The organism is Streptomyces sp. YIM 121038, from assembly GCF_006088715.1.
Taxonomy (GTDB): domain Bacteria; phylum Actinomycetota; class Actinomycetes; order Streptomycetales; family Streptomycetaceae; genus Streptomyces.
The window spans coordinates 1,677,494-1,701,488 of record NZ_CP030771.1 but is presented as its reverse complement, the minus strand read 5'-3'; the positions used below and the strand labels follow the sequence as shown (position 1 = coordinate 1,701,488).

The following is a 23,995-nucleotide window of genomic DNA, read 5'->3' as shown; positions in this document are numbered from 1 at the left end:
CCCCGCGCCCCTTCGGGGCGCTGCCCGTACCGGGGCGGTGGCCCGAAGGGGCGGGGCATCGTGCCCCGGAGGGGCGTGCGGTGTGCTCGGGGGGACCTGTGGGGGTGCCCGTGATGTCAGACCCGGCCGTTAGTCTCGGGAGCCATGAGGCTGCTGCACACTTCCGACTGGCATCTCGGCCGGGCCCTGCACCGGGTGAGCATGCTCGACGCGCAGGCCGCGTTCGTCGGCCATCTCGTCGCCACCATCCGCGAGCACGCGGTGGACGCCGTCGTCGTGTCGGGAGACGTGTACGACCGGGCGGTGCCCCCGCTCGCCGCCGTCGAGCTGTTCGACGACGCCCTGCACCGCCTCGCCGACCTCGGCGTGCCCACGGTCATGATCTCCGGGAACCACGACTCGGCGCGGCGCCTCGGCGTCGGCGCCGGACTCATCGACCGTGCGGGCATCCATCTGCGCACCGACCCGGCCGGCGTCGGCGAGCCCGTGGTGCTCGCCGACGCCCACGGGGACGTGGCCTTCTACGGCCTGCCGTATCTGGAGCCCGCCCTCGTGAAGGACGAGTTCGGCGTCGAGCGCGCCGGACACGAGGCGGTGCTCGGCGCCGCCATGGACCGGGTGCGGGCCGACCTGGCCGCCCGGCCCGCAGGCACCCGCTCCGTCGTCCTCGCCCACGCCTTCGTGACCGGCGGCGAGATCAGCGACAGCGAGCGGGACATCACCGTCGGCGGCGTCGCCTCCGTGCCCTCCGCCGTCTTCGCGGGCGTCGACTACGTGGCCCTCGGCCATCTGCACGGCAGCCAGATCATCGACGAGCGCGTCCGCTACAGCGGCTCCCCGCTGGCGTACTCCTTCTCCGAGGCCGACCACCGCAAGAGCATGTGGCTCGTCGAGCTCGACGCGGCGGGCGGGCTGAGCACCGCCGAGCGCGTCGACTGCCCGGTGCCCCGGCCCCTCGCCCGCGTCAGGGGCGACCTCCAGGACCTCCTCGCCGACCCGGACCTCGCCCGGCACGAGGACGCCTGGATCGAGGCGACCCTCACCGACCCCGTGCGTCCGGACGAGCCGATGGCCCGCCTCTGCGAGCGCTTCCCGCACACCCTCAGCCTCGTCTTCGACCCGGCCCGCGCCCCCGAGGAACCCGGTGTGTCGTACGCGCGGCGCCTCAAGGACCGCACCGACCAGCAGATCGCGGAGGACTTCGTGACCCATGTGCGCGGCGCGGGCCCCGACGACCGGGAGCGGACCGTGCTGCGGGACGCGTTCGACGCCGTACGCGCCGACGACGTGCTGCGCGAGGTGGCCGGATGAGGCTGCACCGGCTGCGGATCACCGCCTTCGGCCCCTTCGGCACCACCCAGGATATCGACTTCGACGAGCTGTCCGCCGCCGGGCTCTTCCTGCTGCACGGCCCGACGGGCGCCGGAAAGACCTCCGTCCTGGACGCCGTGTGCTACGCCCTGTACGGCTCCGTCCCGGGACCCCGCCAGGGCAGCGGCCAGGGCGTCACCCTGCGCAGCGACCACGCGCGCCCGGACGCCCGCACGGAGGTGCGTCTCGAACTGACCGTGGCCGGACGCCGCCTGGAGATCACCCGGCAGCCCCCGTGGGAGCGCCCGAAGAAGCGGGGCACGGGCACCACGACGGACAAGGCGCAGAGCTGGCTGCGGGAGCACGTCCCCGGCAAGGACGACCCGGCCGCGGCCGCCGCCACCGGGACCTGGAAGGACCTCAGCCGCTCCCACCAGGAGATCGGCGAGGAGATCACCCAGCTGCTCGGCATGAGCAAGGAGCAGTTCTGCCAGGTCGTGCTGTTGCCGCAGGGCGACTTCGCGCGCTTCCTGCGGGCGGACGCGGAGGCCCGCGGCAAGCTCCTCGGGAGGCTCTTCGACACCCGCAGGTTCGCCGCTGTCGAGCAGCGCCTCGCCGAGCGGCGCCGCGCCGCCGAGGCCCAGGTCCGCGAGGCCGACGCGGACCTCCTCGCGGACGCCCACCGCATGCAGCAGGCGGCGGGCGCCGCGCCCGGCGACGCCGGGGCCGAGCTGCCGCTGCCGGACGTCGAGCCCGGCGACCCCGGGCTCGCCGACGCCGTCCTCGCCTGGGCCGCCGTGGCCCGCTCCGGCGCCCGCGAGCGGCACACCGTCGCGCGCTGCGCCCTCGCCCACGCCGAGTCCGCCCGCGCCGCCGCGGCCGCCGAGCTCGACGACGTACGCGAACGGGCCCGGCTGCAGCGGAGGTTCGCCGACGCCGAGGAGCGGGCGGCCCGCCTGGAGGAGCACGCGGAGGACCACCGGCGCGTGCTCGCCCGCATGGAGCAGGGCCGCAAGGCGGAGGCCGTCGCCCCCGCCCTCGCGCTGCGCGCGGACATCGACGCCGACCACCGGCGCGCCACCGCCGCCGAGGCACACGCGCGCGGACGCCTCCCCGCGAGGTACGCCGACGAAGGGGCGGCAGGCCTCGCGAGCGCCGCCCGCAAGGCCAGTGAGGAGCTCGGCGGACTCGCGTCGGCCCGCCGCGCCGAGCACCGCCTGGGCGAACTGTCCGCGCAGCGCGCCGACCTCGACCGCCAGGAGCGGGCCGACGACGACCTCCTCCAGGAGGCCGAGGGCTGGCTCGCCGACTGGGACGGCACCCGCACCCGCCTCCAGCAGGACATCGAAGCCGCCCAGGAGGCGGCCACCCGCACCGAGCACCTGGCCGGTCAGCTCAAGGCCGACCAGGAGCGACTGGACGCCGCCCGGCGCCGCGACGGACTCACCGAGGCGGCCGCCGCGGCCAGGGAGCGCGCCGTCACCGCCCGCGAGGCCGCCGCCCGCGCCCACGCGCACTGGCTCACCCTCAAGGAGCGGCGCCTCGCGGGCATCGCCGCCGAGCTCGCCGCGCACCTCAGCGACGGCGCCCCGTGCGCCGTGTGCGGCGCCACCGAGCACCCCGCGCCCGCCCGCAGGGCCGAGGGACACGTCGACCGCGCCACGGAGGAGGCCGCGCTCGCCGCCCACCAGCGCGCCGAGGAGGCCGCTCAGCGCGCCGAGCGCGAGCACGCCGACGTCCGCGCCGAGCTCGCCGCGGCCACCGCCGCCGCCTCGGACACCCCCGTGGCCGAACTGGCCGCGGCCGTGGCGCGGTTGCGCCAGGAGCACGGGAGCGCCCGCGACCGCGCGTCCGGCCTGCACGCCGCGCGCGAGGCGCTCGCCCGGGCCGAGCGCGAGCACGACCGCAGGGTCGCGGCCCAGCAGGAGGCCGCGCGCCGCGTCGACTCCCGCGCCGCGCTGCGCGACGCCCTGGAGCGGGAGCGGACCGCCCTGGCGGACGAGCTGGCCCACGCCCGCGGAGGCTGCGCCAGCGTCGCCGAGCGCGCCGCCCAACTGGAGCGCGGGACCGCCCTCCTCACCGAGGCGGCCGACGCCGCGCGCACCGCCGACGACACCGCCCAGCGCCTGAAGGACGCCGACGCCCGCCTCGCCGACGCCGCCTTCCGCGCCGGGTTCGACACCCCGGCCGCCGCTGCCGCGGCACTCCTCGACGACGCCCGGCACCGGGAGCTCCAGCACCGCGTCGACGCCTGGCAGCGGGAAGAGGCGGCGGTCCGCGCGCTGCTCGCCGAGCCGGACGCGGCCGCCGCGGCCCGGCTTCCGGCCGCGCCCCTCGCCGCCGCCGAAGCCGCCGCCGAGGCCGCGGACCTGCGGGCGCGCGCCGCCGCGTCCACCTGCGACGCCGCCGCCCGGCGCGGCGCCGACCTCGACCGGCTCTCCGCCCGCTCGGCCGCGGCGGCCCACAGGATCGCGCCGCTGCGCGAGGAGTACGACCGCGTGACCCGCCTCGCCACGCTCGCCGCGGGCACCTCGGCGGACAACGAACGCAAGATGCGCCTGGAGTCCTACGTCCTCGCCGCCCGCCTCGAACAGGTCGCCGCGGCGGCCACCGCCCGGCTGCTCCGCATGTCCTCGGGGCGCTACACCCTGGTCCACTCCGCCGACCGCACCGGCCGCGGCCGCTCCGGCCTCGGCCTGCACGTCGTCGACGCCTGGACGGGCCGCGAGCGGGACACCTCGACGCTCTCCGGCGGCGAGACGTTCTTCGCGTCCCTCGCCCTCGCCCTCGGCCTCGCGGACGTCGTCACGGACGAGGCGGGCGGCGTCCGCCTGGACACCCTCTTCATCGACGAGGGCTTCGGCACCCTGGACGACCAGACCCTCGACGAGGTCCTCGACGTCCTGGACTCCCTGCGCGAGCGGGACCGCAGCGTCGGCATCGTCAGCCACGTCGCGGACCTGCGCCGCCGGGTGCACGCGCAGCTGGAGGTCCTCAAGGGACGCGAAGGATCGGTGGTGCGCCGGCGCGGCGCCGGGTGAGGCCGCCTGCCGGGCGCGGGCAGCGGCCGGGCGGGGCCGGCGGTCGGGTGGCGTCAGCGGTCGGGTGGCGTCAGCGCCCCAGCGGACGCCTCGGCAGGGGAGAGGAGTAGACGATGCTCGTCGTCACGGCGCCGAGCGCGCCTATCTTGCCGGAGACCTCCTCCAGGTGCCGCATGGAGCGCGCGGCGACCTTGATGACGAAGCAGTCGTCCCCGGTGACGTGGTGCGCCTCCAGGATCTCGGGCGTTCTGTCGACCAGGTCGTGGAACGGCTTGTAGTTGCCGTTCGGGTAGCGGAGCCGCACGAACGCGAGGATCGGCAGGCCGAGCCGCTCCGGGTCGACCACGGCCGCGTACCCCTGGATCACGCCCGCCCCCTCCAGGCGCCGCACCCGCTCGGTGACGGCGCTCGGGGACATCGAGACGGCCCGCGCGAGCTCCGCGTAGCTGGCGCGCCCTTCCCGCTGGAGGACGTCGAGGATGCGCCAGTCGGTGGCGTCCGTGGAATAACCGGTCATGCCCGAGAGGAAACAGGGAAATCCCCGGCCGATCAAGAGGTACGCCGGGAATCGCGAGTTCAGCCCTGACCGCCCTGCCCGTAGATTTTCGGCCATGAACACGATCACCGCCGTGAGCGCCACCGCCCCCAACCCCGTCCTCCGTGTGCCCCCGGCCGCTCCCGCCGCGGCCGCCGCCTACTTCGGCGCCAGCCTCGCCTTCCACGCCGACGTCTCGGACGTCGCCGCCGCGCTCGCCGCCGACGGCGACCCCGGCTTCGTCGTCCTCGACTCCCGCTCCACCGAGTCCTGGGACCAGGGCCACGTCCCGGGCGCCGTCCATCTGCCGACCGCCCTCATCCCCGAGCAGGCGGAGGCCCTCCTCGACAAGTCGGTGCCCGTCGTCACCTACTGCTGGGGCCCCGGCTGCAACGGCGCCACCCGCGCCGCCCTCGCCCTCGCCGAACTCGGCTTCCAGGTCAAGGAGATGCTCGGCGGCTTCGAGTACTGGGCCCGCGAGGGCTTCGCGTACGAGACGTGGGAGGGCCGGGACCGGCGCGAGCCGGACCCCCTGACGGCCCCCCTCGACGGCAACTGCGGCTGCTGAAGCCGCCGTCGGGGGAAGGGCCTTCGGCGAGTTGGGGCCCGTGAGCCGCCGGTCAGAGCGCCGACAGTTCGTCCACCAGGTCGTCGAGCCCCAGCGAGCCCTGGGAGAGCGCCGCCATGTGCCAGGCCTTCGCGTCGAAGGCGTCTCCGTGGCGGCGGCGCGCGTTCTCGCGGCCGAGCAGCCAGGCGCGCTCGCCCAGCTTGTAGCCGATGGCCTGGCCCGGGATCGTCAGATAGCGCGTCATCTCGCTCTCCACGTAGTCCGAGGGGCGGCTGGAGCGCGCGTCGTAGAACTCCTGTGCCAGGTCGGGGGTCCACCGCTCGCCCGGGTGGAAGCCGGAGTCCGCCGGGATCTCCAGCTCCAGGTGCATGCCGATGTCGACGATCACGCGCAGGGCGCGCATCATCTGCGCGTCCAGATAGCCGAGCCGCCGCTCCGGGTCGGTGAGGAAGCCCAGTTCGTCCATGAGGCGCTCCGCGTACAGCGCCCAGCCCTCCGCGTTGGCGCTGACGCCGCCGATCGTCGCCTGGTAGCGGGACAGGTCGTCGGCGACGTGCACCCACTGCGCGAGCTGCAGATGGTGCCCCGGCACGCCCTCGTGGTACCAGGTCGACACCAGGTCGTACACGGGGAAGCGGGTCAGGCCCATCGTCGGCAGCCAGGTCCGGCCGGGCCGGGAGAAGTCCTCCGACGGAGGGGTGTAGTACGGGGCCGCGGCGCCGCCGGGCGGGGCGATGCGCGACTCCACCTTCCGCACCCGCTCGGCCAGGTCGAAGTGGGTGCCGTCCAGCGCCTCGATGGCCTCGTCCATCAGGCCCTGAAGCCACTGCCTGACCTCGTCCACGCCCTCGATGTGCGTGCCGTGCTCGTCCAGGTGCGCGAGCGCCTCCCACGGCGTGGCCGCGCCCGGCAGGATCTTCTCCGCCTCGGCCCGCATCTCGCCGAGCAGGCGGTGGTACTCCGCCCAGCCGTAGGCGTACGCCTCGCCCAGGTCCAGGTCCGTACCGTTGAAGAAGCGGGACAGGAGCGCGTACCGCTCGCGGCCCACCGTGTCCGGGGCACCGGCGACCGCGGGCGCGTACACGTCCCGCATCCAGTCGCGCAGGGCCACGACCGCGCCGGTCGCCGCCTTCGCCGCCGCGTCGAGCTCGCCCCGCAGGGCCGCGGGCCCGGCCGCCGCGAAGTCCTCGAACCAGCCGCGCCCGTCCTGCGGCCCCACCCACTCCGTGAGCTGCTCGACGAACGTCGCCGTCGGCCGCGGCGCGCCCGGCAGACCCCGTTCCAGGCCGAGCGCGAGCGAGGCGCGGTAGCCCTCGTACGCGGCGGGCACGGCGCGCAGCCGCTCGGCGATCGCCGCCCAGTCCTCCTCGGTCTCGGCCGGGGTCACCGTGAAGATCTCCCGCACCTCGTGCGGCGGGGTGCCCAGGTTGCCGACAGTCCGCAGGGGCTCGTCGGCCTCCAGCACGGCGAGCTCCGCCGTCAGGCGCTCCCGCAGCAGCCGCCCGCAGCGCCGCTCGATCGCGGTGTCGGCCCCGGGGCGCGCCTCGGCCTCGTCGAGCCGCGCGAGGGTGGTGCGCAGGAGGTCGGCCCGGGCCGCGTGGCCCGCGGGGGAGAGGTCGGGCAGCTTGCTGTGGCTCTCCTTGACGCCGAGGTAGGTGCCGGTGACGGGGTCGAGGGCGACCAGAGCGTCGACGTAGGCGTCGGCGACCTCGCGGGGCAGCGGGCCCTGGCCCGTCGTGGTGCTTGCGATCTTCGTGTCTGACATGCGGACATCCTGATACGAGACCGGGGTGCGCGTCACGGGCGGGGGTGCGGACGGGCGCGGGCAGGGGGCGCGGACGGGGCGGGGCAGGGGGGCGCGGACGGGGCGCAGGTAGGGGAAGCGGACTCGGGAGCGCCCGCACGATGGGCGTCGCACCTCGCACATGTTTGACTGACCGTTCCAGTTGCGGCTAGCTTCTGCGCCATGGCCAGAACCAAGGAATTCGACCCCGACGTGGCGCTCCGGTCGGCGCTCGACCTGTTCTGGAGCCGGGGGTACGAGGCGACGTCCATGGCGGACCTCGTCGCGCGTCTCGGCATCGGCCGCGCCAGCATCTACGCGACCTTCGGCAACAAGCACGAGCTGTATCTCAAGGCCCTGGACCGGTACGCGGAGACGCGGGAGCCCGAGCTGCTCGACGAGCTGTCGCGCCCCGGGCCCGCGCTGCCCGGCGTGCGGAGCCTGGTGCGCCGCTTCGCCGCCGAGGCCGCGGCCGCCGACGGCCGCCGCACCGGCTGTTTCATCACCAACACGGCCGCGGAGCTGGCCCCGCACGACGAGGCGGCGGACCGCAGGGTCGAGCGGAACTGGGAAGGCCTGGAGACGCTGCTGCGCTCCGCGCTCACCCGCGCCCAGGCGCAGGGCGAACTCCCGGAGGACCGCGACCCGCGCGCCCTCGCCCGCATGCTGCTCGTACTGCTCCAGGGCATCCGCGTGGTCGGGAAGGTCTCCGGCGGGCAGGAGCGGGTGCGCGACGCGGCGGAGCAGGCGCTGGCGCTCCTGGACTGACGGGGCGGCCGGGGTCCGTGGAAGGGGGGGCGGGCCCGGCCGGTGCCGCCGCTCCGCTCCCCATGCCTCTCGTGCCCTTTCGCATGCCCAAATAATGGAACGTTCGGTCAATAAAAATCGCTCGGAAGGAACCCCCATGACACAGCAGAAGGTCGCCGTGCTCGGCACCGGCACCATCGGCGCTCCCGTGGCACGCAACCTGCGCGGCGCGTTCGCGGTGAGCGTGTGGAACCGCACGCCCGCCAAGGCCGCCGAACTCGCCGCGCTCGACGGTGTGGAGGCGCACGCCGACCCGGCCGCGGCCGTGGCGGGCGCCGACGTCGTGGTGACCGTGCTCAAGGACGGGCCCGCGGTGTACGAGGTCATGGAGGCCGCGGCGCCGGGCCTCGCGCCGGGCACGGTCTGGATCCAGCTCAGCACCGTGGGCGTGGCCGCGGCCGACGACCTGGCGGGCTTCGCCGAGCGCCACGGACTCGTCCTGTACGACGCCCCGGTACAGGGCACGAAGCAGCCCGCGGAGCAGGGGAAGCTCGTCGTCCTGGCCTCCGGCCCGCAAGCCGGGCGGGACCGGGTGGAGCCGGTCTTCGGCGCCATCGGCGGCCGCACGGTGTGGGTCTCCGAGGAGCACGGCGCCGCGAGCCGCCTCAAACTGGCCCTGAACGGCTTCGTGTTCGCGCTCACCCATGGCGCGGCGGAGGCCCTGACCCTGGCCGAGGGCCTCGGCGTCGATCCCGCCCTCGTCGTGGACGTGATCGCGGGCGGGCCCCTGGACAGCCCGTTCTTCCGGGCCAAGGCGGCCGCCATGCTCACGGGCGACCACGCGCCCAGCTTCTCCGTGGCCAACGCGGCCAAGGACGCGCGCCTGGTGGTCGAGGCCGCGCGGTCCGCGGGCGTACCGGTGGACGTCACGGCGGCCGGCCTGCGGCGGTTCGAGCGGGCGGCCGGGGCCGGGCACGGCGACAAGGACATGGCCGCCTCCCACCTCGCCCCGGACGCCGCGGCCTAGCCCCGCGCGGTTCCCCCGCCGGGGCCCGGGGTGTCCGGGCCCCGGCAGGGCCGCCGGTGTCGCGTGGGACTACTGGTGGCTGTCGTACGGAAGGTGCGAGCGCACCGGTGTCGCGTCCAGGCGGGCGGTGATGACCAGCGTGCCCTCCTCGATCTGGAAGTCGAGGGGCAGGGCGAGGCCGCGCATCGCCGCGACCATGCCGGTGTTGGACGACTGCGTCACCGCGTACACGTTGTCGCAGCCCGCCTCCACGGCCATCGAGACGAGGCGGGCGAGCAGTTCACGGCCGATGCCGCGGCGCTGCCACTCGTCCTCGACGAGCAGGGCGATCTCCGTCTCGTCCCCGTCCCACAGCAGATGGCCGAGGCCGACGACGCGGCCGGAGGCCGTGCGCGCGGCCAGGGTGCGGCCGAAGCGCGGGCTCAACAGGTGGTTGAGATAGCGGTCGGCGTCCCCCACCGGGCCGTGGTAGCGCATGCCCAGGGTGCGCGGGGAGCACCTGTCGTGCAGGGCCTTCGCGGCGTCCAGGTCGGCGGTGTCGGCGCGGCTGACCGTGATGTCGTTGCCCTCGGCGAGGGTGAGGACGTCCTCGCCGCGCGGCACGCGGGGGCCGAGCCTGGCGTCCAGCTCCACCAGGGCCCGCGCGCGGGCGAACTCCGTGGGCGTGAACGGCAGATGCGGCCGCTCGACCGTGATCACTCCGCCTTCGGGGGCCCGCAGACGCAGGAGCGTGCCGTCCCAGGCGCCCTCCGCCGGCACCGCCCCGCCGTCCCGTCCGCGCGGGGCGGGCAGCAGGCGGATCGTGCAGCGGCCCAGCAACTGGCGCAGCGCGAGCGGCAGTTCGGCGGCGTCCAGGGCCGTGCGCGTGGCGAGGCTCAGGATGCGCGTGGGCGCGTCCACCAGGTCGTGCGCGTCCGCCCGCTCGATCCAGGTGCTCGATCCGCCCGCCCCGGCGATCGCCCGCGTGAGGTCCGCCGCGGGGAGTGCCGTGGGCGCGCGCAGCAGGAACTCGTCGACCGTTCCGTCGGCCAGCGGATGTGTCTGCAGACTGAGGATGTCCACGCGCGCGTGCGCGAGCGCCGTGCACAGCACGGCGAGCGAACCCGGCTCGTCGCGCACGGTCGTCCGCATGCGCCACAGCGTCGACCCGTCCGGGGACGACGCCGGGCCGGTGGCGCCCTGGACCTCCACGGCGGAGGGCCGGGCGCCGGTATCGGGATCGCCCGTGCCGGGCGGTGCGTGGGTATGGCGCCGCGCCCACCAGGTGTGGAACCCGGCCGTGGCGACCAGGACGACGGCCGAGACGAGCAGGAGCTCGGGCCCGTCCGGGCCGTGCCCCACGAGATTCGCCACGGCGTCCGCGGCGGCCACGGCCGTGAACAGCGCGGCCAGTTCGACGACGTCCCGGCGCCAGTGGTGCACCGGCCGACCGTCCTTGCTCCGTGTCACCTCAGGCATGTCAGCAGTCATACGGCCACTGTGGCCCAAGGGTGTTGCGTGATCACGAACGTCTTGTGTCTGATGGGTTAAGTGCGGTTCTGTCGCTTTCATTCCTTTTAGTTCACCGTGATGGTCCATCGATCTCCCCCGTCGGCCGTCACCGGCCCATTGATCGTCACTGACCTCTCGGTCCGTCCGACCCGTGCGACCGCCGCGGGCCCCTGGCCCGCGACGGTTCCGCGGCCGCCGTCGGCCCGCGGGTCGTCACCGACCGCGGGCCGTCAGCGGCACCGCGTCCACCGTGGCGCACCGGTGGACGTGCCGTCCAGCACTTCACCGGCGGAAGCCCCCATCGGTACGCGCCAACGGAAGCACCCGTGAGCGCTCGCCGGCGGACGCGCCCGCCGGAGGCTCACTGGCCCACGCGCCCCGGCTGCAGCACCTTGGTGAAGAGCACGCCTCCGCCCTGCTGCCGCAGCCGCACCGTCAACTCGCCGCTGCCGCCGTCGATGTCCACCTCTCCGTAGTACGGCGGTGTCTCCGCCGGCGAGGTGTTGGGCCGGTCCGGTGCTTTGACGAACGTCTGGTCCGGACCGAAGGTTCCGTCCAGCTTCACCGCCGGGAAGCCGCCCGCGGCCAGCGGGCCCGACACGAACTCCCAGAACGGCGCGAAGTCCTTGAACGCCGCGCGCGACGGGTCGTAGTGCTGTGCCGAGGTGTAGTGCACGTCGGCCGTCAGCCACACCGTGCCGGTGATCCTGCGGTGCTTGATGTGCCGCAGCAGTTCGGCGATCTGGAGCTCACGGCCGAGCGGCGCGCCCGGGTCGCCCTGCGCGACGGCCTCGAAGTTCGTCGCGCCGTCCGCGACGACCAGGCCGAGCGGCATGTCGGAGGCGATCACCTTCCACACCGCGCGCGAACGCGACAGCTCCCGCTTGAGCCAGGCGAGCTGCTCGGCGCCGAGAATGCCGGTGGCGTCATCCGGCTGCCGGTTCGGCGAGTTCGCGTTGCGGTACGTGCGCATGTCGAGCACGAACACGTCCAGGAGCGGGCCGTGCCGCAGCACCCGGTAGACCCGCCCGTCCTTGTCGCCGGGGCGCTGGGTCGAGATCGGGTAGTACTCGCTGAACGCCCGCAGCGAACGCCCCGCGAGGACGTCGACGTTCTTCTCCGTGTAGCGCGGGTCCTCCAGGATCTGCCCCGGGTACCAGTTGTTGCGCACCTCGTGGTCGTCCCACTGCACGATGGAGGGCACCTGGGCGTTGAAGCGGCGCACGTGCTCGTCGAGCAGGTTGTAGCGGAAGTTGCCGCGGAACTCCGCGAGGGTCTCGGCGACCTTCGACTTCTCCTCCGTGGTGACGTTCCGCCACACCCGCCCGTCGGGCAGCGTGACGCTCGCCTGGATGGGGCCGTCGGCGTAGATGTTGTCGCCGCTGCACAGGAAGAAGTCCGGGTCGCGCCGGCGCATCTCCTCGTACACGCGCCAGCCGCCGAGGTCGGGGTTGATGCCCCAGCCCTGGCCCGCGATGTCGCCCGACCACAGGAAGCGCACGTCGTCCTTGCGCGAGCGGGAGACCGTGCGGAACGTGCCGGTGACCGGCTTGCTCGTGCGCCGGGGGTCGTCCGGGTCGGCCAGGAGCACGCGGTAGTGGATCTGTTCGCCGGCGGGCAGCTCGCGCAGCCGCGTCGTGCCCGTGAAGTCGGTGCGGGGGCCGAGCAGCGGCCCGTACCAGCGCTTGGGTCTGCGGAACGACTCGGTGGCGGAGGTCTCCACGATCATGCGGGCCGGGCGGTCGGAGCGGACCCACACCAGACCCGAGTGCGCGCCCACGTCACCGGCCTGCACGCCCCACCGGGCGCTGGGGCGCCCGGAGAGGGCGAAGGCCGGGGCGGCGCCGCCGAGCGCGGGCACGGCGGGCACGGCCAGCGCCGCGGGCACGGCGAGCGAGCCGCGCAGCACGCTGCGGCGGCGCGGGGACGGGCTCGACGGACGGTGTGACATGAGGGCGCCTCCAAGGACGGCGGTCGTTCGGTGTGCGAAGTCACGTTTACTTTCGTGTCACGGCTCGCACGCGAACCCCAAGTGAACAACTGGCCATGGCTCCAGGGGAACCGCCGCGCGGGCACCCGCGCACCCGCCGTCTGTCCGACGGCAAGGGCCTAGTCCCGACGGCGTACGCCGCGCGCCCCGGGCACCGGGACCGAGGGCCGATGGTGACAAGATCCACTGCTTCCTACAGTGGTCCGGACGGCGCGCGACCGGGCGGGCCGCACCTCAGCAGGACGCAAGGAGTACCCCGTGCCCGTCAACGGTTCGAGCCACATCCGCATCGCCCGCCCCTCCCGTGACCTCGCCGCGGCGGAGCGGTTCTGGGTCGAGGGGCTCGGCCTGGGCGTCGTCTACCGCAAGGACGAGGGCGGCCCCGGCGAGCACGCGCTGCTGATGGTCGGCTGGCCGGACGCCTCCTGGCACGTGGAGCTCGTCCACGGGGCGCCCGTGGACGCCCGGCCCACCGAGGAGGACCTCCTCGTCGTCTACGTGGACGGCGAGGTGCCGGACGACCTCGTCGCGCGCCTGGAAGCCCACGGCGGCAAGCGCGTCCTGTCGCCCAACCCGTACTGGAACGAGTGGGGCGTCACCGTCGAGGACCCGGACGGCTACCGCCTGGTGCTCTGCACGCGCGCGTGGTCCAACTCCTGACGCCTGCCCGCGCGTCAGCGGCTCGTGTCGAGGATGACGCGCGCCACGCGCGCGGGGTCGTCGTTCATCGGCACGTGCCCGCAGCCGGGCAGCCGGACGAGCCGGGCCCCGGGAATGGCCCGCTTGGCGCGCACGCCCTGGCGGCGCAGGAGCAGGCGGTCACGGGTGCCCCAGGCGATCGTCACCGGCAGGCCCGGCACGTCGTCCCGGAACACCACGTCGCGCCCCGCGGCCAGGGTCTGCTCGAACCCGGTCGCGTACCGCAGCGCCAGCGTCTCGGCGACGGCGGCCTCCGGCGCCCGGCGCGCGGGGCGGGCGTAGATGGTGCTCGTCAGGGCCGTGCGGCCCGCGGCGCTGCGGGAGAGGCGTTCGATCGCGGGCACCGGCAGGGCGGACGCGGCGCGCCGCATCGCGAGCAGGGTCACGAACGCGTACCGCCGCTCGGCCCGGGTCCAGAACCCGGCGGGCGACAACGCCGTGACGGACCGTACGAGCTTCTCGCGGCCGAGCTCCAGGGCGAGCAGGCCGCCGAGGGAGTTGCCCGCCACGTGCGGCCGCTCGACGTCCAGGGCCCCGCACAGCGCCGCCAGCGCGGGCACCACCGACGACAGGTCGTACGCGAGGCCGTCCGGGAGCGGCGGCGACACGCCGAAACCCGGCAGGTCCACGGCGATCACGTCGCGCTCGGCCGCCAGGATGTCCACGACCGGGTCCCAGGCCTGGCGGTGGTGCCCGATGCCGTGCAGGAGCAGCAGGGGCGCTCCGGCACCCGTGCGCCGGTAGGAGACGGTCACCGTGCGCGGCCCGCGAGGCGACTCGACGGCGAACGTGACATCTGCCACCTCTGCGGCCATGACCACTCCTGACTTAGACAGCTTGTCAGCAACAATTACCCTTCAGTAGCGCCGAGTTCAAGGGGCCGTCCGCCACCGGCCGGGAACGCCCGGCCGCCGACGGCTGTGATCCTCGCCCGCCGGGCCCGCCGCGGGTGGACAGCCCATCGCCGGTGAGCTGGGATGGGGGCGTGGCTACCGACACCGCGACCGACGTCTTCGAAGAACACCGGCCCGTCCTCCTGGGCGTCGCCTACCGCATGCTCGGCCGCGTGGCCGACGCGGAGGACGTCGTCCAGGACGCCTGGCTGCGCTGGTCCCACGCCGACCGGGAGCAAGTGCGCGAACCGCGCGCCTACTTGGTGCGCGTCACCACGCGCCTGGCCATCGACCGGCTCCGCCACGCGCAGTCGCGCCGCGAGTCCTACGTGGGCCCCTGGCTGCCCGAGCCCTTCGTCACCGACTTCGGACCGACCGTCCCCGACACCGCCGAGCGGGCCGTGCTCGCCGATTCCGTGTCGCTCGCCGTCCTCGTCGTCCTGGAGTCCCTCTCGCCCCTGGAGCGCGCGGTGTTCGTGCTCCGCGAGGCCTTCGGGTTCCCCTACGCCGAGATCGCCGTCACCCTCGACCGCACCGAGGCCGCCGTGCGCCAGCTCGCCGGGCGCGCCCGCAAGCACGTCGACGAGGGCAGGCCGCGCTACGAGGTCGACCCCGCCGAGCGGCGCGACCTGACCGAGCGGTTCCTCGCCGCGGCCCTGGAGGGCGACCTGGACGGGCTGATGTCGCTGCTCGCCCCGGACGTGCGCCTGGTCGGCGACAGCGGCGGCAAGGTCAGGGCACCGCTGCGGACCCTGGAGACGGCCGACAACGTGGGCCGCTTCGTCCTGGGCGTGACGAAGAAGAGCGTCCCGAGCGCCGAGCGGGTCGAGTTCCGCTTCCTGGAGCTCAACGGCGCCTCCTCCGTCGCCTTCCTGGTGGACGGCAAGGTGGACAGCGTCTTCCAGCTGGATGTCGCCGACGGGCGCGTGCAGCACGTGTACATCGTACGGAATCCGGACAAGCTCGGGAGTCTCTCCGTCTAGTTTCCCGGCGTCCTGGACCAAGCCCCCGCCCGTGCCACCGGCGGGGGCTTGCTGTCACGCGCGCGCATGGGGGACGTATCGGTTTTCGTCACCCCAGGGGGTGAGGTGTCGACCCTGCGCGAACACCGCGTGAATGCTCTGTGGCACCACTTCTGTGCGGGCAGTAACGGAAGCAGGATTGGTCTTGACCAAGGATGAGCGCGGCTCTATCGTCGCTGAGATAGTGCAGGAACCTTTAATAAACAAGGCGCTGAAAAGCCGCCTGCGCACGGCGATTGCGGAGGACAGGGTGGGGACCACGCAGCTGGAAACGGTGCCGGAGCCGAAGTACTGGCACCTCAAGACCGTGCTCAGCGAAGCACTCGACTCCGAGTTCGCCGTCGGCGAGATCCTTCCGAACGAGCGGGACCTCGCCGCCCGGTTCGGCGTCGCCCGCGCGACCCTGCGCCAGGCCCTGGAGCAGCTGGAGCTGGAGGGCAGGCTCCAGCGCCGCCGCGGCGTCGGCACGACCGTCGCGCCGCCGCGCATGGGCGTGGCCGTCGGCACCGACCGGGGCAGCTGGCCCGGTGCGCCCGGCGACGACTGGCAGCCCGCCGACAGCGAGGCCGCCGTCCCGCCCGCCGACGTCGCCCGCGCCCTGGAGACCGGCCCCGACGAGCCCGTCCACACGGTCCGCCGCACCCGCGTCTCGCACGGCCACCCCGTCGCCGCCGAGCTGCTGTACGTACCCTCGGCGTCGGTCCCCGACCTCACCGCCATCGACGCCCCGGCCGGACCGGCACGCGCGCGTGCGGTGCTGCGGGAGCTCGCCCGCCTCGACATCGAGGGCCAGGACCGCGCCGTCGAGCTCGGCTCGGCCCGCGCGGACGACGCCCGGGCCCTGGACCGGCTGCCCGGCGCCCCCGTCCTGGTCGTCACCACCCGCTTCCTGGCGGGCGGTCGTACGGCGGCGCTCTCCGTGGCCACGTACCGGGCGGACACCTGCCGCCTCACGTTCGGCGACGAGGGCGCGGTGGAGATCCACCACGGCCCGGAGCGCCAGGCCTCCTGAGCCCTGCCGGACGGACGAGTACGCCGGACGGGCATCGAGCCCGTCCGGCGTTCGAGGACAAGCGCGCGGCGCGGGGATCCCGCACCTCACCGCGGAGCGGACACCGTGCCCTCCACGGCGAACAGCTCGTCCTCGACGTGGTCGAGCGCCAGCCGCAGCGCGCCCGTCGCGACGGCCGCCTCGCCCAGCATCGACAGCGCCACCCGGGGCGGCCTGAGGCAGTAGCGGGCCAGCTCGCGGCGGAGCGGGTCGAGGACACCGTCCAGGCCCGCCGCCCAGCCGCCCACCACCACCAGCTCCGGGTCCAGCGCCAGGACCAGCGCCGCCACGTCGTGCACCAGCCGCCGGATGAAGCGGTCCACCGCCGCGAGGGCCCGCTCGTCGCCCTCCCGGGCGTGCGCGAACACCTCCGCCACGGCCTGCTCGTCCAGCGGGTGCAAGGGCTCGTCCGTGGTCGAGAGCAGCGTCTCCGGCTTCACCTCACGGCCCAGCAGGTGCAGCGCGCCGATCTCGCCCGCCGCGCCGCCGTAGCCGCGGTGCAGCCGCCCGCCGATCAGCGAACCCGCCCCCGGGCTCAGCCCGGCCAGGACGAACACCAGGTCGTCCGACTTCGTCGCCGCGCCCTTCCAGTGCTCGGCCACGGCCGCCGCGTTCGCGTCGTTCTCGACCAGGACCGGGCACTTGAAGGAGCGGCGCAGCCGCTCGCCGAGCGGCAGCCCCGTCCAGCCGGGCAGCGCCGTGCTCAGGCGCACCGAGCCGTCCGCCTCCACGATGCCGGGGCTGCCCACGCCGACAGCGCGCAGGGAGCCACGGGCCACCCCGGCGCGGCGCAGCAGATCGGCGACCGCGCCGCGCAGCCGCTCCAGGCGCTCGTCCGCCGACGCCGTCTCGGAGACGTCCTTGGCCGCCGTGCCGAGGATCTTGCCGTGCAGGTCCGACAGGACGGCGGCCACCCGGTGCGGGCCGATCTCCAGGCCGAGCAGATGCCCCGCCTCCGCACGGAAGCGGAACTTCCGTGCCGGTCGTCCCTGGCGCCGCGCGGCACCGTCGTCCACGTCCGTCTCCACCACGAGACCGGCCTCGATCAGCCCTTCGACCACGCCTTCGACGGTGGGCCGTGACAGGCCCGTCGCCCGGGTGATCTCCGTGAGTGTCGCGAAATCCGCGGCGCGCAGCGCGTGCAGCACCACCGAGGAGTTGATCCGCCGTAGCAGAGATGGATCTCCGCCGGTCAGCCGCCCCAACGTCCTACCTTCCATCCCATGCGCATGATGGGCGGATGGTACTCGGAAGCCGTCCACCAGTGCGAGTGCTGATCGCGCCGACCCCCCGGGAACCACCCCCTCCGGAGCCGCGCGTCACCCCGGAGCCACGAAACCGGACTCGTACGCCACGATCACCGCCTGCGTCCGGTCCCGCGCGCCGAGCTTCGCGAGCACCGCGCTCACATGCGACTTCACCGTCTCGGTGCCGACCACGAGCCGCCCCGCGATCTCCGCGTTCGACAGGCCGCGCGCCATCAGGCGCAGCACCTCCTCCTCACGCCCGGTGAGGCCCGCCCGCGCGAACGCGGACCGGGCACCCTCCTCGCCCCGCTCCTCGCCGTGGCTGGCCGCCAGGCGGCGCACCGCGGCCGGGAACAGCAGCGACTCGCCCTCGGCCACCAGCCGCACCGCGTGCACGATCTCCGCGGGCCGCGCCCGCTTGAGCAGGAAGCCGTCGGCACCCGCGCGCAGCGCCTCGTACACGTACTCGTCGTTCTCGAACGTCGTGATGACGACGATCTTGGGCGGGTCCTGCACCGTGCGCAGCACCGCGCGCGTGGCCTCGATGCCGTCCAGGAGGGGCATGCGCACGTCCATCGCGACGACGTCCGGGCGCAGCTGCCGAACCAAAGGGATCACGGCGGCGCCGTCGGCCGCCTCCCCGACGACCTCGATGTCGGGCTGCGCCTCCAGGACGGCGCGCAGACCCGCGCGGACGAGGGGCTCGTCGTCGACGAGGAGCACGGTCACGGGCATCCGGCCAGCCTAGATCACCGGCCCGGCGGGGGCTCAGGGGACCTCAGCGCAGCGGCAGTTCGGCGTGCACCCGCCACTCGCCGTCCTCGGGCCCCGTGCTCGCCCGGCCGCCGAGCAGGACGGCGCGCTCGCGGATGCCGCGCAGACCGCTGCCGCCCCGGCCGGTCGGGGCCGCCTGCCGCGGCAGGGCGTTGCGCACGTCGAGGGTCAGCGCGCCGCCGGACACCGCCACGCGCACCCGCACCGGAACCGGGCCCGCGTGCCGCAGGACGTTCGTCAGCGCCTCCTGGAGCATGCGGTAGCCCTCCCGCGACACCGGCCCCGGCACCTCGTCCACCGGGCCCGACACCACGGCGTCGACCTCGGCGCCCACCGTGCGCGCGGACTCCAGGAGCCGGTCCGCGGCGGCCAGCGTCGGCCGCCGGCGGGCGGGCCCGGCGTCCTCCCGCAGCACGCGCAGGACCCGCTCCAGGTCCTCCAGGGCGTCGCGGCCCGTCTCCTCGATGGCCTCCAGGGCGCGGTCGGTGAAGTCCGCGTCGGCGGCGGCCCGCGCGGCGCCCGCCTGCACCACGGCGACGGTCAGGGCGTGCCCGATGGAGTCGTGCAGCTCGCGGGCGATGCGGTTGCGCTCCAGGAGCTGCTCGGTGCGCTCCTCCAGGGCCGCAAGACGCTCGGTCGGCGACGGGCCCAGGAGGCTGCGTGCGGCGGCCGCGGCGAGGCCGCCCGCCGCCACCACCAGGACGCTCAGGACGGCCAGGGGCAGCGGCACGAGCAGCGCGTTCCAGGCGCCCTGCCCCGGCCGGGGCAGGAAGAGCCCGTCGTCGTCGGGGGCCTCGGACGTCGTGCCGAGCAGCGCCAGCGCGTACCCGATGAGCTGCACCGAGGCGACGCCCAGCCCCCATCCCAGCTCCAGGCGCACCACGAGCCACACGGCGGTCCGGCCGCGGTCGCGCCACGACGCCGAGGGGGCCACGGAGATGCCGGGGCCCTCCCCGACGGCGCCGTCGGCCCCTTCGTTCCCCTTCGCCACGGAGTGCGCCTCCCGCGCGTGCGCCCCCGGGAACAGCATCAGGCGCGCCTGGAGCCCCTCCGCCCGGCGCATCGCGGGCACCAGCGCGACCGCCGCCATCAAGGGCACGGGCAGCAGCGTGATGACCACCCAGTCCCGGGCCGTGGCGTCCTCGACCCCGTGGACCGTGGCCGCGGCGAGGACCACGAGGCCGCCGACGAGCAGATGCAGCCAGCGGGTGTACGTGACCGCGCGGGTCAGCGGTCGCAGCAGGCGGATCATGCAGGTCATCGTGCCAGTACGCGCGCGTGGCCCGGCTCCCCCGCACGGGGGAGACGATCTCCCCGGCCGGGGGAGGCCCCGCCCCGGCGCGCGCCGCGAGGGTTGCCCCATGACCAGCATCGACGTCCACCAGCTGACCAAGGAGTACGGCACCAGGCGCGCCGTCGGCGACCTGACCTTCAGCGTCCGGCCCGGCCGCGTCACCGGCTTCCTCGGCCCCAACGGCGCCGGCAAGTCCACCACGATGCGCCTCGTGCTCGGCCTCGACCGGCCCACGTCGGGCACCGCCACCGTCGGCGGCCGTCCGTTCGCGACGTACGACGAGCCGCTGCGCCAGGTCGGCGCCCTGCTCGACGCGCAGGCCGCCCACGGGTCGCGCACCGCCCGCGACCACCTGCGCGCGCTCGCCGTCAGCAACCGCATCGCCGCACCGCGCGTGGGCGCCGTCCTCGAAGAGACCGGCCTCGCCGCCGTCGCGCACCAGCGGATCAAGACGTTCTCGCTGGGCATGCGGCAGCGCCTCGGCATCGCGGCCGCCCTTCTCGGCGACCCCGCCGTGGTCCTCCTGGATGAGCCGTCCAACGGCCTCGACCCCGAGGGGATCATCTGGATCCGCGAGCTCGTGCGCCGCCTCGCCCGAGAGGGCCGCACCGTGCTCGTGTCGAGCCACCTGATGAACGAGACCGCCACGTTCGCCGACCACCTCGTCGTCCTCGGCAAGGGCCGGCTCCTGACGGACACGCCCATGCGGGAGTTCATCACCGCGCACAGCAGCCCCCGCGTACGCGCCCGCACCAGCGACCCGGCACGGCTGCGGGCGGTCCTCGCCCGCGCGGGACACGAGCTGACCGAGGCCGAGGACGGCGCCTGGACGGTGGACGGCGCCCGCGCCGCCGAGGTCGGCGCCCTCGCCGCCCGCGAGGGCGTCCCGATCCTCGGACTCGCCGACGAGGAGGCCTCCTTGGAGCAGGCCTATCTGGCCCTCACCGCCGAGGAGACCGAATTCTCCGCGGGCCCCACCGGCTCCGCGACCGCCCCGACCCGCCAGGAGGCCTGACCATGTCGACCGCCGCCGTGCTCCACTCCGAGTGGATCAAGATCAAGTCGCTGCGGGCGACGCTCGTCTCCCTCCTCGCGGTGTTCGCGGCGACCCTCGCGATCACCGTCCTCGCGTTCGCCACCGTCGGCAAGGCCGAGGCCGACAACGTCGACGCCGAACCCGTCTTCGACGCCTTCTACGCCCTCAACTTCGGCCAGATCGCGGCCATCAGCTTCGGCACGGCCGCCGTCGGCTCCGAGTACGTGACGGGGGCGCTGCGCGTCTCGCTCGCGGCCGTCCCGCGCCGGGGCCTGTTCTACGCCGCGAAGACGGCCGTCATCGGCGCGGCCGCCCTGCTCGTCGGCCTCGTCACCTGCTTCGGCGCGTTCCTCGCGGGCCAGGCTTTCCTGGGGGAGTACGCCATCGGGCTCGGCCACCCCGGAGCGCTGCGCGCCTGCCTGGGCGGCGGGGTCTACCTGGCCCTGATGGCACTGTTCGCGGCGGGCCTCACCACCCTGCTGCGCAGCGGAACCGCCGTGCTCAGCCTGCTGATCCCGTTCCTCCTCATCGTGTCCTTCGTGGTCGGCGACGTCGCGGGCGGCGCCGCCCAGTTCCTGCCCGACAAGGCCGGACAGCAGGTCCTGCACACGGACCCCACGGGCACCCTCGGCGCGTGGACGGGGCTCGCCGTGACGGCGGCCTGGGCGGGCGCCGCGCTGCTCGCGGGCTGGTGGGCGGTACGCCGCAGGGACGCCTGAGCGGAGCCCGCACGGCCCCGGCAGCCCCCGTCGCCCCGGCGCCGATGACTGATTGTCAGTGGCGGCCGCTTTACTGGACCGCATGAGCAGCGCAGAGCACCTCGCGACGATCGACCTGCTGCGCGCCCGGGACTTCCCCGAGGCGCCCGGCAGGTCCGCGGCCGTCCGCGCCGGACCCGGCTTCCACATCGCGGAGTTACGCACGTACGAGGCGGCGGAAGACGACGACGGCACGGCCCGCGACACCATGGAGGAGCAGTACGAGGCGGAGCGCGACGCCCTCGCCGTGCTCCTGACCGCGCGCTGGGGCGAGCCCCACATCATCAGCCTCGCCAGCGCCTTCGCCCGCGTCGTGGCCGGTTCGGGGGACGTGCCGGAGCCTTGGGCGTCCCTCAGCGAGACCGTGCCCGACGTGCACCTGTGGCAGGCCGAAGGCCACTGGCTGGCCCTGGGAGTGGCCCGCTGGGGCGGCTGGGAGGCGCTGCAACTCCTCGCGGTGGTCACCAAGGTCGACCCGCCGTGACGGCGGCGCCCCCTCCACCCGGGGGACCCCGCGCGTCGGCCTCGGCCGCCGGGGGACCCCGCGCGTCAGCCCTGGCCGCCCCGAAGGACAGGCCCGGCAGCCACCGGGGCGAACTTCAACTCCCCGTACGGGGAGGGCAGGAAGAAGCGGGCCACCTCCGCGTCCCGCACCTCCGCGAGGCGCGCGGGCGACCAGCGGGGCCTGCGGTCCTTGTCCACGACCTGGGCGCGCACGCCCTCCGGGAAGTCCGCGGCAGTCAGGCACGCGCACGACGTGCGGTACTCCTGACGCAGCACGTCCTCCAGGGACCCGAGCGCGCGGGCCCGGCGCACGGCGGCGAGCGTGACCTTCAGGGACGTGGGCGAGCGCGAGAGGAGCGTCTCCGCGGCCTCCTTCGCCGCGGGATCGCCCCAGCAGAGCAGCCGGTCGACGATCTCCTCCACGGACCCGGCGGCGTAGCAGGCGTCGATCCACTCCCGGTGCGCGGCCAGTTCACCCTCGGGCGCGGCCCCGGCGAAGGCGGCCACCACGTCCGCCGCCTCACCGTCCGCGAGCGCCGCGGTGAGCTCCGCGAGCCGACCGGAGGGCACGTAGTGGTCGGCGAGCCCGCACAGCAGGGCGTCCGCGGCGCCCACCGCCGTGCCGGTCAGGGCCAGATGCGTGCCCAGCTCACCCGGCGCCCGCGACAGGAGGTACGTCCCGCCGACGTCCGGCACGAAACCGATGATCGTCTCCGGCATGGCGACCCGCGAACGCTCCGTGACGACCCGCACGCCGCCATGGGCCGAGACCCCGACGCCACCGCCCATCACATAGCCGTCCATGAGGGCGACATAGGGCTTCGGATAGTGCGCGATGCGGGAGTTGAGCACGTACTCGTCGTGCCAGAAGGCCGCCGACGCGGCGCCACCGCCCGCCAGGACGTCCGCGCGCACGGCCCGGATGTCACCGCCCGCGCACAGGCCCCGCTCCCCGGCGCCGGACACCACGACGGTGGCCACCGCCTCGTCCCGCTCCCAGGCGGTGAGCGCCTCGTCGATCAGGCGGACCATGGTGTGGTCCAGGGCGTTCAGCGCGCGGGGCCGGTTCAGGACGACGTGGGCCGCGCGGCCCTCGGTGTGCAGGAGGACCGGGGGCGATGCGTCATGGCTCACGGGGTGGTTCCGTCCTTCGGTAGTACGTCGTGAGGGGGCGCGTCCCCGGAGGCCCGGCGCGGTCCTGCGCTCTCCGCCGCGGCGCCGCCCGCCCCGGTGTCCTGGAACGCCGCCAGGATCCGCTCCGCGGCCGTTGTCGCGGTCACCGTCCCCTCGCGCACGCCCCGCTCCAGCTCCGGCGCGAGGCGCCGCACGTCCGGGTGGGCGTACAGCCGCCCCAGGAGCTCCTCGCGCACCATCGTCCACGTCCAGTCGACCTGCTGGTCGCGGCGCTTGGCGGCGAGACGGCCCGTGGAGTCCAGGAGCGCGCGGTGCTGCTCAAGGCGCTCCCACAACGTGTCGAGCCCGCTGCCCTCGCGGGCGCTGCAGCTGAGCACCGGCGGCGTCCACACCGCGTCTCTGCCGTGCATGAGGCGCAGCGCGCCCGCCAGTTCACGGGCCGCCGAGCGCGCGTCCCGCTCGTGCGGGCCGTCGGCCTTGTTGACGGCGATGACGTCCGCGAGCTCCAGAACACCCTTCTTGATGCCCTGGAGCTGGTCGCCGGTCCGGGCGAGCGTGAGCAGCAGGAACGAGTCGACCATGTTGGCCACGGCCGTCTCCGACTGGCCCACGCCGACGGTCTCCACGAGCACCACGTCGTAGCCCGCCGCCTCCATCACCACGATGGACTCACGGGTCGCCTTCGCCACGCCGCCCAGCGTCCCCGCCGTGGGCGAGGGGCGCACGAACGCCATCGGATCCACCGACAGGCGCTCCATGCGCGTCTTGTCACCCAGGATGGAGCCGCCCGTGCGCGTCGACGACGGGTCGACCGCGAGCACCGCCACCCGGTGACCGAGGGAGGTGAGCATCGTGCCGAGCGCGTCGATGAACGTCGACTTGCCCACCCCCGGCACCCCGCTGATGCCCACGCGCCGCGCCCGCCCCGCGTGCGGGAGCAGCTGCGTCAGCAACCGCTGGGCGAGGACGCGGTGTTCGGGCTTGGTGGACTCCACGAGCGTGATGGCGCGCGCGATGTGCGCGCGCTTGCCGTCGAGAACGCCCTTCACATAACTGTCGAGATCGATCGTCGGTGCCATGGGGTCAGCGG

Annotated in this window: 21 protein-coding genes; 11 read left to right on the top strand and 10 right to left on the bottom strand. The window is 74.8% G+C overall.

Features of this window, described 5'->3' with window-relative positions; genetic code table 11:
- The first annotated feature begins 144 nt into the window (after positions 1 to 144).
- On the top strand, positions 145 to 1,311 hold the full coding sequence (locus C9F11_RS06635) for an exonuclease SbcCD subunit D (RefSeq protein ID WP_138958369.1): 1,167 nt from the start codon (positions 145 to 147) through the stop codon (positions 1,309 to 1,311).
- Positions 1,308 to 4,352 carry an SMC family ATPase gene (locus tag C9F11_RS06630; protein WP_138958368.1) on the top strand — a complete coding sequence of 1,015 codons (3,045 nt, stop codon included), beginning with the start codon at positions 1,308 to 1,310 and terminating at the stop codon, positions 4,350 to 4,352. The genes C9F11_RS06635 and C9F11_RS06630 overlap by 4 nt, the downstream gene beginning before the upstream one ends.
- A 70-nt stretch (positions 4,353 to 4,422) precedes the next feature.
- Here the strand turns inward: C9F11_RS06630 and C9F11_RS06625 are convergent, their stop codons facing one another.
- Positions 4,423 to 4,869, bottom strand: coding sequence for an Lrp/AsnC family transcriptional regulator (locus C9F11_RS06625; RefSeq protein ID WP_138958367.1), 447 nt, complete (start codon positions 4,867 to 4,869; stop codon positions 4,423 to 4,425).
- Positions 4,870 to 4,963: 94 nt separating this feature from the next.
- Between C9F11_RS06625 and C9F11_RS06620 the strand changes: the two genes are divergently transcribed.
- Positions 4,964 to 5,455, top strand: a complete 492-nt coding sequence (locus tag C9F11_RS06620; RefSeq protein WP_138958366.1) for a rhodanese-like domain-containing protein — start codon at positions 4,964 to 4,966, stop codon at positions 5,453 to 5,455.
- Positions 5,456 to 5,507: 52 nt separating this feature from the next.
- Here the strand turns inward: C9F11_RS06620 and C9F11_RS06615 are convergent, their stop codons facing one another.
- Positions 5,508 to 7,220 carry a DUF885 domain-containing protein gene (locus C9F11_RS06615; protein ID WP_138958365.1) on the bottom strand — a complete coding sequence of 571 codons (1,713 nt, stop codon included), beginning with the start codon at positions 7,218 to 7,220 and terminating at the stop codon, positions 5,508 to 5,510.
- Between the two features lie 201 nt (positions 7,221 to 7,421).
- Between C9F11_RS06615 and C9F11_RS06610 the strand changes: the two genes are divergently transcribed.
- Both C9F11_RS06610 and C9F11_RS06605 read left to right on the top strand, forming a co-directional pair.
- Positions 7,422 to 8,006: a TetR/AcrR family transcriptional regulator gene (locus tag C9F11_RS06610; RefSeq protein ID WP_138958364.1), complete on the top strand. Its 585-nt coding sequence runs from the start codon at positions 7,422 to 7,424 to the stop codon at positions 8,004 to 8,006.
- 94 nt (positions 8,007 to 8,100) lie between these two features.
- Positions 8,101 to 9,012, top strand: coding sequence for an NAD(P)-dependent oxidoreductase (locus C9F11_RS06605; protein WP_138958363.1), 912 nt, complete (start codon positions 8,101 to 8,103; stop codon positions 9,010 to 9,012).
- Positions 9,013 to 9,081: 69 nt separating this feature from the next.
- Here C9F11_RS06605 and C9F11_RS06600 read toward each other — a convergent pair whose 3' ends face one another.
- Both C9F11_RS06600 and C9F11_RS06595 read right to left on the bottom strand, forming a co-directional pair.
- Positions 9,082 to 10,470: a GNAT family N-acetyltransferase gene (locus C9F11_RS06600; protein ID WP_249401625.1), complete on the bottom strand. Its 1,389-nt coding sequence runs from the start codon at positions 10,468 to 10,470 to the stop codon at positions 9,082 to 9,084.
- A 394-nt stretch (positions 10,471 to 10,864) separates the two neighbouring features.
- Positions 10,865 to 12,454 carry an alkaline phosphatase D family protein gene (locus C9F11_RS06595; RefSeq protein ID WP_138958362.1) on the bottom strand — a complete coding sequence of 530 codons (1,590 nt, stop codon included), beginning with the start codon at positions 12,452 to 12,454 and terminating at the stop codon, positions 10,865 to 10,867.
- A gap of 297 nt (positions 12,455 to 12,751) precedes the next feature.
- Here C9F11_RS06595 and C9F11_RS06590 point away from each other — a divergent pair, with 297 nt between their 5' ends.
- Complete coding sequence (locus C9F11_RS06590) at positions 12,752 to 13,153, top strand: VOC family protein (protein WP_138958361.1); 402 nt, start codon at positions 12,752 to 12,754, stop codon at positions 13,151 to 13,153.
- 14 nt (positions 13,154 to 13,167) lie between these two features.
- Here the strand turns inward: C9F11_RS06590 and C9F11_RS06585 are convergent, their stop codons facing one another.
- Positions 13,168 to 14,007 carry an alpha/beta fold hydrolase gene (locus C9F11_RS06585; protein ID WP_138958360.1) on the bottom strand — a complete coding sequence of 280 codons (840 nt, stop codon included), beginning with the start codon at positions 14,005 to 14,007 and terminating at the stop codon, positions 13,168 to 13,170.
- Positions 14,008 to 14,177: 170 nt separating this feature from the next.
- On the opposite strand from C9F11_RS06585, the gene C9F11_RS06580 reads away from it, so the two are divergent.
- Together C9F11_RS06580 and C9F11_RS06575 are read left to right on the top strand one after the other, a co-directional pair.
- The gene (locus C9F11_RS06580) at positions 14,178 to 15,068 is read left to right on the top strand and encodes an RNA polymerase sigma-70 factor (RefSeq protein ID WP_138958359.1); all 891 of its coding nucleotides are present in this window, start codon (positions 14,178 to 14,180) and stop codon (positions 15,066 to 15,068) included.
- Between the two features lie 289 nt (positions 15,069 to 15,357).
- A complete protein-coding gene (locus C9F11_RS06575; RefSeq protein ID WP_138958358.1) occupies positions 15,358 to 16,119 on the top strand; it encodes a GntR family transcriptional regulator in 762 nt (253 codons plus the stop codon).
- An 86-nt stretch (positions 16,120 to 16,205) separates the two neighbouring features.
- Here the strand turns inward: C9F11_RS06575 and C9F11_RS06570 are convergent, their stop codons facing one another.
- From C9F11_RS06570 to C9F11_RS06560, 3 genes are all read right to left on the bottom strand, one after another.
- A complete protein-coding gene (locus C9F11_RS06570; RefSeq protein WP_138966167.1) occupies positions 16,206 to 17,363 on the bottom strand; it encodes an ROK family transcriptional regulator in 1,158 nt (385 codons plus the stop codon).
- 114 nt (positions 17,364 to 17,477) lie between these two features.
- The gene (locus C9F11_RS06565) at positions 17,478 to 18,140 is read right to left on the bottom strand and encodes a response regulator transcription factor (RefSeq protein WP_138958357.1); all 663 of its coding nucleotides are present in this window, start codon (positions 18,138 to 18,140) and stop codon (positions 17,478 to 17,480) included.
- A gap of 43 nt (positions 18,141 to 18,183) precedes the next feature.
- Positions 18,184 to 19,431: a histidine kinase gene (locus tag C9F11_RS06560; protein ID WP_138958356.1), complete on the bottom strand. Its 1,248-nt coding sequence runs from the start codon at positions 19,429 to 19,431 to the stop codon at positions 18,184 to 18,186.
- Positions 19,432 to 19,540: 109 nt separating this feature from the next.
- On the opposite strand from C9F11_RS06560, the gene C9F11_RS06555 reads away from it, so the two are divergent.
- The 3 genes from C9F11_RS06555 to C9F11_RS06545 all read left to right on the top strand — a co-directional run bounded on the left by C9F11_RS06555 (position 19,541) and on the right by C9F11_RS06545 (position 21,751).
- Entirely contained in the window at positions 19,541 to 20,488 is a 948-nt protein-coding gene (locus tag C9F11_RS06555) for an ATP-binding cassette domain-containing protein (RefSeq protein WP_138958355.1), read from the top strand.
- A 2-nt stretch (positions 20,489 to 20,490) separates the two neighbouring features.
- Complete coding sequence (locus C9F11_RS06550; protein ID WP_171075653.1) at positions 20,491 to 21,228, top strand: ABC transporter permease; 738 nt, start codon at positions 20,491 to 20,493, stop codon at positions 21,226 to 21,228.
- A gap of 82 nt (positions 21,229 to 21,310) precedes the next feature.
- Positions 21,311 to 21,751, top strand: a complete 441-nt coding sequence (locus C9F11_RS06545; RefSeq protein ID WP_138958353.1) for a hypothetical protein — start codon at positions 21,311 to 21,313, stop codon at positions 21,749 to 21,751.
- A 65-nt stretch (positions 21,752 to 21,816) separates the two neighbouring features.
- On the opposite strand, the gene C9F11_RS06540 is transcribed toward C9F11_RS06545, so the two are convergent.
- A complete protein-coding gene (locus C9F11_RS06540) occupies positions 21,817 to 22,905 on the bottom strand; it encodes an enoyl-CoA hydratase/isomerase family protein (RefSeq protein ID WP_138958352.1) in 1,089 nt (362 codons plus the stop codon).
- Positions 22,902 to 23,984 (bottom strand): methylmalonyl Co-A mutase-associated GTPase MeaB, encoded by a 1,083-nt coding sequence (gene meaB / locus C9F11_RS06535; protein WP_249401624.1) that lies wholly within the window; start codon positions 23,982 to 23,984, stop codon positions 22,902 to 22,904. The genes C9F11_RS06540 and meaB overlap by 4 nt, the downstream gene beginning before the upstream one ends.
- Positions 23,985 to 23,995: the final 11 nt, after the last annotated feature.